Raw genomic sequence first — 15,486 nt, 5'->3', positions numbered from 1 at the left:
ATTTCTTTTACTGCCATACAAAATATCCCAACTCTTTTGCGTTTATGGCAGCATGATCAGAGCATCCTTCCGTAAGGCTGGGAGATCATTGGAGCGAACGCAATCCAGGCCACACCCATTAAACTTTGCGTTACAGGAGTGCGATTTTTTATTCTACTAGGTATGCGATAATATTGGGTAAATTGCAGATTCACGCTTTAATAAAAATGTGTGCGCAAAACTTTAACCGATATTTTAACAATAGCTTTTCCCATCATACAAGCGCCCATGCTAGGCGTATCCACACCTGAGATGGCAGCTACGGTGTCTATTGAAGGTGGATTGGGTTCTTTGCCGGTGGGAGGCTTATCACCCGAAACTACGCGGCAATTAATTCGTCAAACAAAAAGTCTTACTAATAAACCTTTTGCTGTAAACCTATTTGCGCACGATATTCCTAATTATACAGAGAATGAATTAGAACCTATGCGCCAACTAATTCTAAAGCTTGCAGAGAAAAGAGGATATCATTTGGATATAGAAGAATTAACAGGTTTTAAGTTTTACAATCATTTGGATCAGATCGATATTTTAGTGGAGGAAAATATCGATATCGTTAGCTTCACTTTTGGCTGCCTGGATAGCAACAGCATTCACAGGCTGCAACAAAATGGATGTATTTTAATAGGGACGGCTACCTGTGTAGAAGAGGCTTTGTATTTACAAAAGCAGGGTATCGATATGATCTCCGTACAAGGAATTGAAGCCGGAGGACATCGTGGATCATTTATTAAAGATAAGCCACTACCTCAGGTGGGGTTATTTGCTTTATTGCCCCAGGTTCGAAAATATGTAGATCTTCCATGTATTGCTGCAGGAGGTATTAATAACGCATCCACTATCAAAGCTGCTTTTGACCTGGGAGCTGATGGCATACAGGTAGGTACTGCTTTTATCGGTACTCATGAAAGCCTGGCCATACCTTCTTATAAAACCAAACTACAAGAGGCCGGGGATATAAACACGGTTCTCACCAGGGCTTTGTCAGGGCGATGGGCCAGGGGCTTGCGGAATGAGTTGATGCAGGATATTGAGCAGGCAGGTATAACGATACCACCATATCCTTTGCAGAATAGTTTAACAACCGCCATGCGGAAGTTGGCTCAGCAAAATGATGATAGTGAATACACCAGTTTATGGGCAGGACAGTCTACAAGTGAGACCGGCAGCTTGTATACAAAGGAGGTGTTCGGAAACCTGACTGCAGATTATACATCGCTCGGTAAATAAAAAATCAATTCAATGCGCTTGTACTATCCATAAGGTTGGTTGTCCATGCTTGATTTTCTTAAAGAGTTAAGGGCAAAGAATTGTCAAATCTTTTAATCAATGATGGTTGCTACGAGCTTTCGTCTGCCGCCATGATACCTGAATTCGCATAAGTAAATACCCTGCCAGATGCCCAGGTTTAATTGATGATTGGTGATGGGAATGGTAACTGCATGCCCGACTACTGAAGCCTTAATATGGGCGGGCATATCGTCAGGACCTTCATCGGTGTGCACAAATTTTGCATAGCGCTCCGGGATCCAGTCAGCAAAGAAGGTTTTGAAGTCTTTTAATACCGTGGGGTCTGCATTTTCATTAATAGTAAGCCCGGCGGATGTATGCTTTATAAACAAGTGTACCATGCCTGTTGCAGGCAAGGCTCCTAATTGACCCAGTACAAGGTCAGTAACAATATGAAATCCATACGAAAATTCGGGTAAGCTAAATGCTATTTGCCGCGCCATTTAGATGAAGAGTTTGTGTCAAATGTAGTTATTTTAATACAGTTGTTGCCGCGTGAGATAAGAGAGGATTTATTATAGGAAGAATGCTGCTACATGAAATTTGTTAATAAGAATATTCCTTTTAACATTATCCTGAATGGCTGGGATGGTTGCAATAGCGGTCGTCATAAAAAGATTTGTAGAAGTGGCAGCTTTTAGTGTCATTTTATGATTTTACTAAGACAAATTTATGAATGAGCATTGCTGCGTTGAAATAAATTGCCGCGTCAATAAAATCTTAAACGGTGAGCCCGTTTTTGTGATCAGAAGGGTCAGATCACAGATAACCGGTCACAAAGCATAACCCTACTTACAAAACAGCTACTATGAAAAATGTTTTCAGGCAAACCATTAATCTGAGCCAGGAAGAGCTGGCAGATCTTTTAGACATTTCAAAAAGCGCAGTGGGCATGTATGAAAGTGGCCGGCGCCGGTTAACAGCAACAGTTGAAATACGGCTGCAGCTTTTGAAAGATTTTTGGGCGCTTTTTTAAAGGAAAGAACGTCCGCCAGCACTTTGCTGAGTAAAGAGTTACCCGACTTTAAGAAATTCAAGACACTGCTGGAATCCTGTATACAAAAGGCTTCCGCTGATGCGCTGCGCTATAGCCAGCTGCTGGAAAAGATGAATAAGGATAAAATTCAGCTGGAAGAAAAACTACTATTTGTCCGCTATCTAATGCTGCAGCCTGATGCGGTGTTTTCCCCAAATCAGTACTTAAGAAGATGCAAACACAATTGAAGAAGCGCTTAAAAACTTGTGATGCCGGACAACAACAGATCCTTGTTTTCCAACTCAACAGTTGTACGGTATTGCAGCAGTTGGCATTGAACGCACGCTGGGGCTTGCGCTAAAAGTTCACTGTTAAATGTTCCTGAAACCGGTAGCGGTGGCGTGTAAAGGAGGGTAGTGCGGTGTAGGTTTGAGTTATTATTAACCGAAGCCGCCGGTGCGGGCAGAAGTTAACCAAACAGTAACCGCGGGCTAATGGCCAATATTTTGTAGTTGCCGGTCGCTTCATAAAAACAAATATTATGTTAGAAGTAATTCAAAAATTTACAACGGTAGCAGAATGTGATGCTGCTATTGCCAATTTTGTAAAGAAGCAAAAAGCGCTGGTGAGGCGCCAGGTAAACCTTGCCGGACAAAAAGAATCCTACGGGGAAACCTCCGAGGCTATCGCCGGCCAGATTGCCAACCTGGAGAATGATATTGCCAACTACAAAGAAAGGCTGGCCTCCGGTCCTAATGAGGCTGAAAGGGAAGAGTTGGATGATAAGTTGATTACGGCAGAATACAACCTGCATCGATTGCACCGCAGGGAGCGTAACTATGGTCGTCCGGAATATGCAGGCAAAGAATTTGACCTGGATCTTTTAGACTACAGCGTGGATAAAGCAGCCGAGTTTATACAGGCTGTAGAAGCACGCAAGGCCGAATTGTAGGGAGGTACAGGAAGGAGCAAACCGGCCGGGGTTGCTCCTTCTTCCTTCAACGCCCGTAACGAAATGAAGGGCGGAGAAATCTCAGCGAGATCCACTCTGTTGTTGGTTATACAAAATAGCCTTAGGTTAACGCATTTCCCTTTTGAGGCCATGATGAACAGGACGCATTTCCTACATCAACTCCCCCAACTTTTTATCACTCATAACTGACCAGGCGTCACTCATTATTCAGTCCCTAAAAAGAAAACCCATGAACAACCTCATACAATACTTACCCAGCGGCAGTTTGCTGATAGGGTTGCTAATAGTTTACTTACTCGATTTAGTCTTTGGAGTAATCAGGGCCTCCCTTAAAGGATTACGACGAACCTCGCGTGGATTTAGAAAATCTATTATAAAACTATCGCAGTACGGCGGCTGTATGATAGTAAGTATTGTTATTCTTAATATTGTATATGCTTCTCACGACGGCTTTGGCCGTCAGTTTGCCTGGTTTTTTTGGCGATGGCATGCTATACCTGATGATATATTATAGAAATAGTTTCTGTACTGGAAAATATGGAAGCCATGGCCTCCGAAGGAAAGTGGGTAAAATGGTTTGTGCGGCCGGTGCGGCGGGTGATCACCCTTCAGCTCAAAAACCTGTTCAAAGAAGAAAGCCGGTTGGATAGATAATCATGAAGGATGTATATAGAGAATCGACGAGTACAAGATAATTTTGGATTTTAATTATAAAAGGAAGTTTTTTATGCAGCATAAAGTGTTAGTTTTGTTGTAACTACCGAAACTTATTGTCATTGATATCTTCATATAACGACAGGGACCTTCTGCAACTCCTTTCTGAAGGAGATCACTCCGCTTTCGAGGAGATATGGAACCGCTACTGGGAGCTGGGGTATAATACCGCTTACAAACGCTTAAAAGATGAGCAGCTAAGCAAGGATGCTGTACAGGACATATTTACAGATCTATGGGTAAGGCGTAGCAAGCTCGATGTAAAAAACCTTCCGGCCTATATCAATAGTGCGGTACAATACAAAGTGTATAAGCTGCTTGCCAAAAAGCCGGTCGACACTCCTTTTTTCGAAGTGTTTGAAACTATGGCTATTACTGCAGTGGGGGCCGATAGCCAGGTCATTGAAAAGGAGCTGGCCGAGTTGGCAGAAGCCTGGCTAAACAGCCTTCCCGAAAAACGAAAACAGATCTTTATCCTGCATTTCCGGGATAATTTATCAACCAAGGAAATTTCAGAACTCCTTCATATTTCGCAGAAAACAGTTCAAAATCAGCTGGGGCTCGCCACCAATAGCCTTCACGAGAAATTACGCCCTGTTTACATTTTTTTTACAGGCTCAGGTGCCATTGTCCTGATAGGACAGCGCCCGTTATTTTTCTTTTTTTGGAGTTTTTGTGAAAATCAATACATACTATAAAACAAACTTATAGTGCCCATCAATAAGCCCCAAGGTAAAATATTGCAAAATGAGCTCAGGTTCATCATTCAAAGATACCTGTATGGAAAAGCTACAGAAAAGGAAAGCGCTTTTTTAGACAGGTATTATCACTATTTTGACCGTAATCAAAATGTGACAGATACCTTAACCGTTGAGCAGAAGGATACCTTACGAAACGATATGAGGCAAAAGATCAGCGAGCAAATACAACACCGCCGGTCGATACTATATACTATCATTAAGAACAGTAAGAGAATAGCGGTAGCAGCTGCACTTGTAGCGCTTATCTTTTCGTCGGTATATGTATACATGAACCAGAGCGGGCAAGAACGGGTGCCGGTAGCCGATGTACAACCCGGCTCCAATAAAGCGGTTTTACAATTGGCAGATGGCTCTACCATCTTGCTGGATAGCGCCGGTGCCAATCAACACCTTGCCAGCCAGGACCAGGTGAATATTTCTTTGAAAAACGGGCATCTGGCTTATGAGGGGGCTTCCGACAAAATGCTGTACAATACCATGTCAACCCCCGGGGAGGCTATTATCAGCTAACCCTGTCTGATGGAACCCGGGTTTGGTTAAACGCCAGGTCGTCTCTTAATTACCCGGTAGCGTTTAAAGGCGGGGAACGGAAAGTGAGCTTAACCGGAGAGGCTTATTTTGAAGTAGCCAAAAATGCCAAGCCCTTCAGGGTTGCTGTAGCCGATAAAGGTATGATAGAAGTACTCGGTACGCATTTCAATGTAACGGCCTATCCTGAACAAGCGGTTGTGAAAGCCACCCTGCTGGAAGGAAAGGTAAAAGTATGGCCTCTGGAGAACAGTCAGCTTCGGGCAGACAAAGCCAGGTCACTTTCTCCGGGGCAGCAGGCGCTTTTAGGCACAGGAACAATAGCCGTGGAGTATGATGTGGATGTGGATGCCGTGATGGCCTGGAAAAATGGCAAATTCTATTTTGAAAATGCAACATTGGAAACCATACTCAATGAATTTTCACTTTGGTACGATATCGACATTATTTACGAGGGTAAGCAATCGGTAAAAAACAAGCGGTTCTTTATGATCATGAACCGGAATGTACCTTTAAGCGAGGCCCTGAAATCTTTAAAAACGAATGATATATTGTTTAATATAGATGGGAAAAAACTAATTGTAAAATAATTACTGTAAAAAAAGACCCCTGCTGAGAACAGGAGTCAAAGCATTCAGGAACACAGTATAAAAGTGACCAAACCTTTATTGTAAACCTAAAAACCATTGCGAATTTATGCAATCAGCTGCTTTTTTAAAGGCTGGCGCCGTAATTATTTACGGCTACCCCGCCCAATAATGAGAATAATGAAACTAACGACTTTTTTATGTTGTTATTATGCCTGCAGGTAGCGGCCCGTTCCAGCGGTCAAACGGTTACCTTGTCGGCCAGTAATGTGAGGATAACACGGGTGCTCCGGGATATACAGGCGCAAACCGGCTATACCATTGTTGCTGAACAGGACCTGCTGAACAGGGTGGGCCGGGTAACCGTATCGGTGAAAAATACATCCGTAGCAGAAGTGTTGAAGCTGGCACTGAGAGGCACCACCGTTGATTTTAGCATACAGGGCAATACGGTTATACTTAAAAAGAAGGTAATTGCAGCTGTTGTTCCTGATATGCCTGTTCCGGGCCTGATCATTATCTATCAGAATGTAACAGGTAGGGTGGTCTCTACCGAAGGGGAGGCGCTGGCCAATGTATCCATATTTAACCTTAATACCCGTAAAGGAACCGTAACCTCCGAAAAGGGTGTTTTCAGTATTGAGGCAAAGGCGGGCGATGTGTTGGTATTTACTTATGTAGGGTTTAAGCAATCGCAGTATAAAGTATCAGCTACCAGTGGCATTTATATTGAAATGGCACCGCTGGAAGTGAATATGGATGAGTTTGTAGCTACAGGTTACCAGTCTATCCGAAAAAGTAATATGACCGGTTCGGTGGCCAAAGTTAAAGCCGAAGACCTGGTGATAAATGGTACAACTACTATCGAGCAGATGCTGCAGGGTAAATTGGCAGGAGTAGAAGTAGCCAATACTTCCGGCCTTATTGGTACCCGTCAAACGGTAAGGGTGCGTGGCGTATCTACACTGTTTGGTAACCAGGAGCCTGTTTGGGTGGTAGATGGTATTATCCAGGAAGACCCCTTGCCCTTTCAGGCTAAGGAGTTGAATCAGTTTAATCAGGAACCATCTAATTCCCAACAGTTAAGAAATTTTATAGGTAGTAGTATTTCCTGGCTCAATCCTTATGATATAGATGAAGTAACGGTATTGAAAGATGCCGCTTCTACTGCTATTTATGGTGTAAAAGCTGCAAACGGGGTTATTTTAATCACCACCAAAAAAGGTAAGGAAGGCAGGGCGCCTACCATCAATTACAGTGGCGGATTTTCTACAGAAAGCAAGCTGTCATACGATAAAATGAACCTAATGAATTCAAAGGAGCGGGTAGATGTATCGCGGGAAATTTATCAGCGTGGGTTGCTCTCCGGAAATTTATTGGACCGCGTGGGTTACCAGGGCTTGTTACAGCAGTTGTTGGAAGATAAAATCAATTACACTGCTTTTGAAACAGGCGTAAAGCAACTGGAAGTTAATAATACGGATTGGTTTGACATCTTAATGCAACGGCCGTTTAATATGTCGCACAATATTAGTGTAAGTGGTGGTGGCAATAGCAATACCTATTATGGTTCTTTTGGTTACAGATCGCAACGGGGTCAGGCAAAAGGCAATGGCCAGGAGGGGTACCAGGGAAGTATAAATTTTAGTTCGATTATCAACAGCCGGCTTACGTTTTCGGCCAGAGTAGCCGGCGAGTACACCATCACCAACGGTTTTTATAGTGTAGATCCCTATAGCTATGCCGCTGCAACCACAAGGGTATTGCGGGCGTATGAACCAGATGGGGATTTAAGCTATTACAGTCGGGGACTGCTTCAATACAATATTATTAATGAACTGAATAATACAGGGAATGATAACTACAAAACCAGCCTGAATAGCAATATTAATGTAAAGTACCGGTTAGGAAAAGGTTTTTCATTTGAATCAGTTTTCGGCGCTAATTTTTCAAACGTTAACAGTGAGGCGTATGCTTCTGAACGGTCGTATAATATCGCCATGATAAGGGGGTATAATTATGGCGCTTATTTACCGAGCGAACTGGAATACAAAAAATCCCGCTTGCCAATAGGCGGTATGCTGTCTTCTTCAGGTGAGCGTAATTTTAACTATACCTGGCGCAACAGTCTCAATTTTGTAAGGAGTATTAAAAACAAACATACGGTAAATGGCCTTATAGGTACAGAGTTGAGAAGTAACCAGTATAATGGCAATGCGCAAACGGTGTATGGATACTTGCCGGACCGGGGAAAACAATCAGTCTGCCGCCGGTTACGATTCTTGATGGCGGGGGGTAAATGCAACACCTAATGGTCTTTATAGTACCCATTTTGTAAATACCTAACCGACAGGAAGGCCAACTATTTTTCCTATTTTGCGTCAGGTACCTATAGCTATAGTAACAGGTATTCCTTAAGCGCTTCCCTTCGCGGTGATGCATCCAACAGGTTTGGGCAGGATGCCAGAACCCGGTTTAAGCCTATCTGGTCATTAGGAGGAAGATGGAACGTTGCCAATGAAGCCTTTTTTACCAAAACAGGCTGGATGAATGATTTAAGTATCAGGGCTTCTTATGGTTTCCAGGGAAATGTGGCGGAAGGGTATGGCCCGGACCTGATTGCTTATATTCCTGAAGGAAGTAATGCGGTGAGTGTTTTAACAGGAGAGGCTTTATTAAGAACAAAGTCGTTGCCTTATGCCAACCTGCGCTGGGAAAAAACCCAGACGGTGAATTTGGGGCTTGATATGAGCCTGTTCAGAGGCAAGATTGGCCTGGTGGTAGATTATTACAATAAGCGGAGCAAAGACCTGATAGTGATGATGGACGTTCCCTATGAAAATGGTGTATTACAAATGCCTATGAATGGGGGCACACTCTATAATTCCGGTATTGATATCGCCATTAATCTGGCGCCCGTAAAGACCGAAAATTTTACATGGTCTTTGGGAGTGAATTCCGGCAAAAATTTTAATAAACTTACGAGCAGGTTACAACAAAATCCTACCTGGGATGTAGCCCGTTCCGGTGCCTATTATGTGCAGGGGTATCCTGTTTCTTCTTTCTGGGTATTTGATTATACAGGACCTGATGCCCGTACGGGAGCACCCACATTTAATATTCCTACGACGGCAGAAAATCCTAATGCCTATATGATGCTACCGCATTCATGAAATATGCAGGCAAGCTCAATCCTGATTTTACCGGAGGTTTTAATAACTCGCTGCGCTATAAAACATTTACGTTTACAACTAATGCTTACCTGTCAGTGGGCGCACATAAAATACTGGCACCACTGTATGGTTCGGATATGAACAATACTACACCTAATGAATATAATAATCTATCAGCAGACCTGGTAAGACGCTGGCGTCAGCCGGGGATGTAACGGATATTCCCGGCCTGCCCTGGTATGGAGTACCTTTTGTTAATATCCCTTCCGGCAATAATAGATATGGAACCCTATCGCAGTCAGGTACGGCATCGCCTTATACTTTGTACAACTACAGTACAGCAAGGGTAGTCAATGCATCTTACCTGCGTATCAATAATATCACGTTGAGTTATACATTGCCGGAGCCTATTGCCAAAAGGCTTTCTGCAAAAACAGCCACGCTATCCTATACCATGGGCAATGTACACGTATTTGCAAGTAAAGACTTTAAGGGGGTAGATCCGGAAGTTGCATCGGGCAGTCAACCCTTATCCAAAACCCATTCATTTAATATCGCAGTTGCGTTTTAAAATACCATAATATGAGAAGAGTTACATATAGGATGTTTCCTGCTGTAATGTTGGTTTGCTTACTATTAATGACCGGCTGTAGCAAGTTTTTAGAGGAACAAAGCCAGGATGAGGTAAGGCCTTCCTCTGTAGAAGACCTTATTGCGCTTATGGCAGGAGAAGCCTATCCCTACAACAACACATTTTTGCCGGTATTGTCCTTACTTACCGATGATGTACAATGTAATGGCGGCCAGAACCAGACTGAATATCTGGCAGTTACAGTGAAAGGCAAGAGTGCTTTTTCCTGGTCCAAAAATATGTTTGAAGAATTAGTATTACCTACCGGACTTGCAGCTACAGGTGCTGTAAATGTGTGGGCTACTTTGTACCAGAAGATTGCAGGATGCAATACGGTAATCGAATATACGGGTAAAGTACAGGGTAGTGCGGCTACAAGAAATTATCTTAAGGGAGAAGCGCTTTGTATGAGGGCCTATTATTACCTGATGCTGGTAAACTTATTTGGTAAGCCCTATAATGCCGAAGGTATTGATCCGGAACAGTCTCCCGGCGTGCCGTTAAAACTTACTATGTCAGTAAATGATGCCCTTTTTGCCCGTAATTCTGTAGCGGAAGTGTACCGCCAGATCGAAACAGATCTGAAGGAGGGAGCTGCGCTGATGGAGAACAATCCGCAACCGGTAAATGTATATAAATTTACGCCGCTGCAGCCCATGCCTTGCTTTCCCGGGTGTACCTCTACCAGGAAAAATGGGATGATGTCATCACTTATGCCGATAAAGTAATTACAGCAAAACCGGAACTGACCAACCTGAACAATTTTAAGGGAGGTGGTGCAGTTGCGGGGTATTATCGCTACAATAATGGTTTTGCCACCACAGACAGGGCGAATGATAATCGTATTTATGGTACCAACTCCAGTAAAGAAGTATTATGGTTGTACCGGCCTTCCGGAACAGGAACGGGCAGATCCGGCGGAGATGAATGTTAAAAACTAGTATGTATCCTGGTTACAGCACTACGCTCCATCCTCCCTACGCCGCATCTAACGAGTTGCTTTCTTTATATGATAAAGCTCCTCAGGCAGATACCAGTGTGTACCTGGGTGACCTTAGATCCAGGATATATATAAACATACAGGCTTTTCTAGACTTTGCCACTTTTACGTTCGATTATAAGTTTTTGGGTGGCAGCGACGGGGTTGGTGGTGCCGGTATTCGTACCGCAGAGGTGTACCTGAACCGGGCTGAAGCCAATATACATCAATACCTGGCATCGGGCAATGCCGCTTTGAGGCAGGCAGCATTGAGTGATATCAATACCCTGAGGGCCAATAGATATGACTCTCGCAAAATATACATACCCATAGCTATTACGGATGGCAACGAACTGTTGACTTTTTATAAAAATGAAAGAAGAAGAGAGTTTCCTTTTGATGGCGAGCACCGTTGGTTTGATCTGCGCAGGTATGGTATGCCACAGCTCACCCATACCTATTCGGAAGCACCTGCATCGAGCCAGACCTTTACCCTTGCAAAAGGGGATAACCGGTATACACTACCCATTCCTGAGGTGGTACTTAGCAGGAATGCCCAGCTTTCGCAAAATCCGTAGAAGGATATTTATTAAACATCAAACAGCATATTTCAATGAAACAAATTATATATAACAGGTGTTTTTTTGTAGCAGTATGGATGATCCTGGTAGCTTCCTGTGCTAAAAAGGAGGAAGCGCTTACTCCTACAGACGGGCCGGAAATTGGTTTTGAATGGCCACAGAGTAATAATGATTATGACCAGCGGATTGCAGGCTATTACGACAAGTATGGCTGCTTCCTGCTTTATAAATTTTCTGATAAGGATGCCTACTGGTCCATACGAACCTGGGACACGAGCTACAAGTTAAAGCCTGCTGATCCGCTTTATATTCATCAACAGCTGGATTTGCTGGATACTACTTTTTCAGGTACTATGCCGATTCTACTTTACGGAAATACCTTCCAACCAGGGTGTTGCTTTGTAGTAGCATCACAACAAATGGCACTACTCCACAGTATACGGCTCAGCAGGATTGTTATCTTACCGGATCTGGTAATGGTGGTTATGTATATGGAAATTTCCCGGTAAACTGGGGTAGTAGTCGTATCAATAATATCAAAGGTGCTGCAGATTCTGCGGCTATTTTCAGGGGAAATGTAAATTATGCTTTTTTAAGATTAGCCACATTAAGAGGTAAAATTTTACGCCCCGCAGGCTTTGACGCATTGTCGGACTATACTACCGCTTTCGCTGCTTATACGCAGGCGGAGTATTATAAGAGAGGCTATGTAGGGGTATTCCCTTATTATATTCCAGGTGCGGCTTTGGATTGGGAAAGTTTTTTGAAAACTATTGTACAAAATTCATATGCTTATCTTACCGATGGTACAGGTATTACAGTAACCGATGCAACTTTCAAAGGGATACTATCGCCGGTAAAAGATGTAAGCGGCGCTATTCGCAGGAAGTATAATTTTGTTACTAATTTCTATAAAACAAACTATAATATCGACCTGCAAAGGATAGGGAATGGCAGTCGGTAAATTCAATTCTAAATTTTAATTCAATTACTATGTCGCAAAGAAAAATAATGCCTGCTGCAGGCATTGTGGGGCTTTTTGTGCTAACACTTACCGCATGTGCTCCTTCCACTACTCCCAGGAAAAAACTGCCGGGTTATTTGAGCGCAGGAAATTTTGAGTCTGGCTATTACTTTAAAACAAAAATGACGCAGCAGGATCTGCTGAGTTTACCCAATTGGCAGGAATCGGTTACCCTGGAAGGCCGGCCGGTTAACATGTTGGTGTTTTCATTGCCTTATTCAGAGTATGACGCGGCAATACTGTCGCTGGTACAGGAATATAAACCTGCAGCCTTGGCCGTATTGAGCAGCTGGGCGCTGCAACAGCATAAAGGCGTGGTTATAGATATGCGCAATGCTCCGGGGCAGTCTGTCCAGGAAGTGGGCTATAGCCTGGCAAAAGCCGGTGCATTTGATATACCCGTCATCTTTCGCTGGAACCAGGCATCAACGGCAAGGGCAAGATCCTTTTTGAGTTTATTAAATGAAACGCCCGGCATCACCATCCGGCAATTAAAATAGTAAGTAACCGTGAAATTTTCGGCAACAAATAACTTATCAAAATCTAATAATTGATACATGAAAAAAATATTCCATACCTGCTGTCTCTTGCGATGTTACTTGTAGCTTTAGCATGGGCTACGGGTGTAGCAGCGCAACTACAAATAAGCCTCGGGGCTCCTTCGCAACAAAAGGATACAACCAAACCTCCGGTTATTTTACCTCCATCGGCTATAAAGCCTTATAAGGATGTGGTGAGAAAAGAATATACTTCCAAAAAGGGACTTTTCAGCGTGCACCAGTTTAAGGATACCGTTTATTTCGAAATACCGGACGCTCTTTTGGGACAGGATGTTATGGTGATCAACCGGCTCACCAAAGCCCCTGCCGGGCATGGTATGTATGCAGGTGAACAGGTAGACGGGAAAACTATTTTCTTTGAGCGGGGTAAAGACTCTTCCATTCGTATCCGCTACGACCTGGTGATCAATGATGCGGATCCCGGCAGCGCTATTTACAAGGCGGTTCAGAAATCAAGCAATAGTCCTGTAGTTGCCATATTTCCCATTAAAGCCTATGGACAAAATTCAGCGGTGATCGATGTTTCGAGATTCCTGAAAGAAAAAAACTTTATGAATAGTGTAGACCCGAACACCGATCTAAGCAAAAATACTACGGTTACTGCAATGAAAGACTTTATGATTGAGTCAATCAGGGCTTACCCCATTAATGTTGAAATTGCGATCAGTAAAACGGTCGATTCCAGGTCTCCTTTATTACCTGCAGGTACACCGGCTACTTTTGAAACCAATACCTCCTTTATAGCTTTGCCTGAAAAGCCTATGCAGCGCCGTTTTTCGACCAGCGCGTGGGCTATTTTGCTGATATGTTATACGAATTTGGCGATGACCAGCAAAAAACCGAGCGACGTAATTTTATAGTGCGCTGGAGACTGGAGCCCAAACAGCAGGATAGAGAGAAATGGAAAAGGGGTGAACTGGTGGAGCCGGCTAAACCTATCGTCATCTATATAGACCCGGCCACTCCCAAACAATGGCGTCCTTACCTTATTGCGGGAGTAAACGATTGGCAAAAGGCTTTTGAGCAGGCGGGTTTTAAAAATGCGATTATCGGGAAAGAATGGCCGGAGAATGATACCTCCATGTTTATGGAAGATGCGCGGTATTCATTTATCAATTACCTGCCTTCGGAGGTGGCTAATGCTTATGGCCCTAATGTGCATGACCCCCGCAGCGGTGAGATCATTCAAACCCATATAGGCTGGTACCACAATGTAATGGAACTGTTACACAACTGGTACATGGTACAGGCCGGAGCTACAGATCCTGCTGCGCGTAAACCTAAATTCGATGACCGGCTGATGGGCGAGCTGATCCGTTTTGTATCCAGTCATGAAGTGGGGCACACCCTTGGCTTAAGGCATAATTTCGGCAGCAGCAGCCGCACACCGGTGGAAAGCCTGAGAGACAAAAAGTACCTGGAAAAACACGGACATACTGCGAGTATAATGGACTATGCGCGCTTTAACTATGTAGCGCAGCCCGAAGATCAGATTCCGCAGGAATTATTGTTTCCGCGCATAGGCGAATACGATAAATGGGCTATTGAATGGGGCTACAAGTATATCAATGCGCCGGATGCGGAAGCAGATCAAAAAATAGTGAAGAGCTGGATCGATCCACGTATTAAAGCCAACCCCGCCTTTGGTTTGGTGATGGAGAAAGCCAGCGGTTCGACCCCCAATGCCAAACGGAGGACCTGGGTGATAATGCGATGAAAGCTGCCAGCTACGGCATTAAAAACCTGCAGCGGGTATTACCTAACCTGCCCGCCTGGACCTATGAGGCCGATAAGCAGAATGAAGGCCTGGCCAATATGTATGCACAGGTAAAAAACCAGTATATGCGTTATGTACTGCATGTTATGAAAAATATAGGGGGCGTAAATTATTTTAGCCGCAGCGAAGCTGAAGGCGGAGCCTATTATAGCCCGGTTCCAAAAGAAAAGCAATTAGAAGCCCTCGACTTTTTTAATAAGCAGCTGTTTACTACCCCGCAATGGCTACTGGACAAGAACGTACTGAACAAAGTGGTACTACCTAAAGGTCCTAATTTTGTGGATGATCTGCAGGTAAAAACGATCAACACTTTATTGGATTCAAGTACATTGCTGGCACTGCAGGCAGGAGTATCACAATTTGGTAATGATGCTTTACCTGTAGAAGGCCTGGTACAAAAGCTGCACGGGCAAATATGGAAATCACTGGGCGGTAGCCGGGTAAAGCTGGATATGTATGAGCGCAGTATGCAAAAGCCTATCTGGGATCAGTAATCGAATACTTATCCTTAAAAGATCCTAACTACAGCAATATAGACGCTGCTTCTATTTTAAGAGCAGATGCAGAACTATTAAAAAGCGAGCTACAATCAGCAATAAACAAAACAACCGACGCGATAACGCTGTCGCACCTGAAAGATATGGAAAGTCGCATAAGAATGGCTTTGGATCCGAAAGGGTAAGGTCAGTGAAATATTCAGGTAGTACTATATAACACGAATTTTTCTCTTATGTAAAACAACGGAGGAGACAGTCTTGTCTTCTCCTATTTGTGTTTAAAAAAATATAAATTTCATTTGGGAGTTTTATTAAAAAAGGGCACAGTGTATTGTAAACCCTTTTAAGCATGGTCAATAACAATTTACGGGTTCAATCTATTTTATTTCAGAAAAT

General features: G+C 43.5%; 20 protein-coding genes and 2 pseudogenes. 21 read left to right on the top strand and 1 reads right to left on the bottom strand.

All coding sequences use genetic code 11. The annotated features are described in order from the left end of the window. The first annotated feature begins 210 nt into the window (after positions 1-210). Positions 211-1,269 carry an NAD(P)H-dependent flavin oxidoreductase gene (locus MKP07_RS35375; RefSeq protein WP_240852717.1) on the top strand — a complete coding sequence of 353 codons (1,059 nt, stop codon included), beginning with the start codon at positions 211-213 and terminating at the stop codon, positions 1,267-1,269. 92 nt (positions 1,270-1,361) lie between these two features. Here the strand turns inward: MKP07_RS35375 and MKP07_RS35370 are convergent, their stop codons facing one another. Beyond that, positions 1,362-1,772 (bottom strand): secondary thiamine-phosphate synthase enzyme YjbQ, encoded by a 411-nt coding sequence (locus tag MKP07_RS35370; RefSeq protein ID WP_240852716.1) that lies wholly within the window; start codon positions 1,770-1,772, stop codon positions 1,362-1,364. A 365-nt stretch (positions 1,773-2,137) separates the two neighbouring features. Between MKP07_RS35370 and MKP07_RS35365 the strand changes: the two genes are divergently transcribed. From MKP07_RS35365 to MKP07_RS35270, 20 genes and pseudogenes are all read left to right on the top strand, one after another. Further along, complete coding sequence (locus MKP07_RS35365) at positions 2,138-2,305, top strand: helix-turn-helix domain-containing protein (protein ID WP_240852715.1); 168 nt, start codon at positions 2,138-2,140, stop codon at positions 2,303-2,305. Beyond that, the gene (locus MKP07_RS35360; protein WP_240852714.1) at positions 2,290-2,553 is read left to right on the top strand and encodes a hypothetical protein; all 264 of its coding nucleotides are present in this window, start codon (positions 2,290-2,292) and stop codon (positions 2,551-2,553) included. Before MKP07_RS35365 ends, MKP07_RS35360 begins: the two co-directional genes overlap by 16 nt. 293 nt (positions 2,554-2,846) lie before the next feature. Beyond that, positions 2,847-3,257, top strand: coding sequence for a hypothetical protein (locus MKP07_RS35355; protein WP_240852713.1), 411 nt, complete (start codon positions 2,847-2,849; stop codon positions 3,255-3,257). 250 nt (positions 3,258-3,507) lie between these two features. Further along, complete coding sequence (locus MKP07_RS35350; RefSeq protein ID WP_240852712.1) at positions 3,508-3,792, top strand: hypothetical protein; 285 nt, start codon at positions 3,508-3,510, stop codon at positions 3,790-3,792. A 262-nt stretch (positions 3,793-4,054) separates the two neighbouring features. Continuing rightward, the gene (locus tag MKP07_RS35345) at positions 4,055-4,690 is read left to right on the top strand and encodes an RNA polymerase sigma factor (RefSeq protein ID WP_240852711.1); all 636 of its coding nucleotides are present in this window, start codon (positions 4,055-4,057) and stop codon (positions 4,688-4,690) included. A 12-nt stretch (positions 4,691-4,702) separates the two neighbouring features. Further along, positions 4,703-5,263 (top strand): hypothetical protein, encoded by a 561-nt coding sequence (locus MKP07_RS35340; RefSeq protein ID WP_240852710.1) that lies wholly within the window; start codon positions 4,703-4,705, stop codon positions 5,261-5,263. Between the two features lie 2 nt (positions 5,264-5,265). Next, complete coding sequence (locus MKP07_RS35335; RefSeq protein ID WP_240852781.1) at positions 5,266-5,871, top strand: FecR family protein; 606 nt, start codon at positions 5,266-5,268, stop codon at positions 5,869-5,871. A 197-nt stretch (positions 5,872-6,068) separates the two neighbouring features. Next, positions 6,069-8,180 (top strand): SusC/RagA family TonB-linked outer membrane protein, encoded by a 2,112-nt coding sequence (locus tag MKP07_RS35330; protein WP_240852709.1) that lies wholly within the window; start codon positions 6,069-6,071, stop codon positions 8,178-8,180. Positions 8,181-8,228: 48 nt separating this feature from the next. Next, positions 8,229-9,041, top strand: a pseudogene (locus tag MKP07_RS35325) (SusC/RagA family TonB-linked outer membrane protein); the annotation flags it as partial. Next, entirely contained in the window at positions 9,038-9,256 is a 219-nt protein-coding gene (locus MKP07_RS35320) for a hypothetical protein (RefSeq protein ID WP_240852708.1), read from the top strand. The pseudogene MKP07_RS35325 and the gene MKP07_RS35320, both read left to right, overlap by 4 nt. A 107-nt stretch (positions 9,257-9,363) precedes the next feature. Beyond that, positions 9,364-9,612: a hypothetical protein gene (locus tag MKP07_RS35315; protein ID WP_240852707.1), complete on the top strand. Its 249-nt coding sequence runs from the start codon at positions 9,364-9,366 to the stop codon at positions 9,610-9,612. A gap of 11 nt (positions 9,613-9,623) precedes the next feature. After that, positions 9,624-10,400: a RagB/SusD family nutrient uptake outer membrane protein gene (locus MKP07_RS35310; RefSeq protein ID WP_240852706.1), complete on the top strand. Its 777-nt coding sequence runs from the start codon at positions 9,624-9,626 to the stop codon at positions 10,398-10,400. Further along, the gene (locus tag MKP07_RS35305; RefSeq protein ID WP_240852705.1) at positions 10,334-10,606 is read left to right on the top strand and encodes a hypothetical protein; all 273 of its coding nucleotides are present in this window, start codon (positions 10,334-10,336) and stop codon (positions 10,604-10,606) included. Before MKP07_RS35310 ends, MKP07_RS35305 begins: the two co-directional genes overlap by 67 nt. An 8-nt stretch (positions 10,607-10,614) precedes the next feature. Continuing rightward, positions 10,615-11,229 (top strand): RagB/SusD family nutrient uptake outer membrane protein, encoded by a 615-nt coding sequence (locus MKP07_RS35300; protein ID WP_240852704.1) that lies wholly within the window; start codon positions 10,615-10,617, stop codon positions 11,227-11,229. A 35-nt stretch (positions 11,230-11,264) separates the two neighbouring features. Continuing rightward, complete coding sequence (locus MKP07_RS35295; RefSeq protein WP_240852703.1) at positions 11,265-11,741, top strand: hypothetical protein; 477 nt, start codon at positions 11,265-11,267, stop codon at positions 11,739-11,741. Next, positions 11,627-12,196: a hypothetical protein gene (locus MKP07_RS35290; protein ID WP_240852702.1), complete on the top strand. Its 570-nt coding sequence runs from the start codon at positions 11,627-11,629 to the stop codon at positions 12,194-12,196. The genes MKP07_RS35295 and MKP07_RS35290 overlap by 115 nt, the downstream gene beginning before the upstream one ends. Before the next feature lie 29 nt (positions 12,197-12,225). Next, positions 12,226-12,756: a hypothetical protein gene (locus tag MKP07_RS35285; RefSeq protein WP_240852701.1), complete on the top strand. Its 531-nt coding sequence runs from the start codon at positions 12,226-12,228 to the stop codon at positions 12,754-12,756. Between the two features lie 92 nt (positions 12,757-12,848). Beyond that, positions 12,849-13,639, top strand: a pseudogene (locus MKP07_RS35280) (DUF5117 domain-containing protein); the annotation flags it as partial. Then, positions 13,622-14,533 (top strand): zinc-dependent metalloprotease, encoded by a 912-nt coding sequence (locus tag MKP07_RS41760; protein ID WP_317236213.1) that lies wholly within the window; start codon positions 13,622-13,624, stop codon positions 14,531-14,533. The pseudogene MKP07_RS35280 and the gene MKP07_RS41760, both read left to right, overlap by 18 nt. Beyond that, positions 14,530-15,087 (top strand): zinc-dependent metalloprotease, encoded by a 558-nt coding sequence (locus tag MKP07_RS35270; RefSeq protein ID WP_394803750.1) that lies wholly within the window; start codon positions 14,530-14,532, stop codon positions 15,085-15,087. The genes MKP07_RS41760 and MKP07_RS35270 overlap by 4 nt, the downstream gene beginning before the upstream one ends. Positions 15,088-15,486: the final 399 nt, after the last annotated feature.

Origin of the sequence: Paraniabella hibiscisoli (genome assembly GCF_022512515.1) — a bacterium.
Classification (GTDB): domain Bacteria; phylum Bacteroidota; class Bacteroidia; order Chitinophagales; family Chitinophagaceae; genus Niabella; species Niabella hibiscisoli.
Note: the sequence above shows the minus strand (reverse complement) of the source record. Positions and strands in the feature narration are given on the sequence as shown.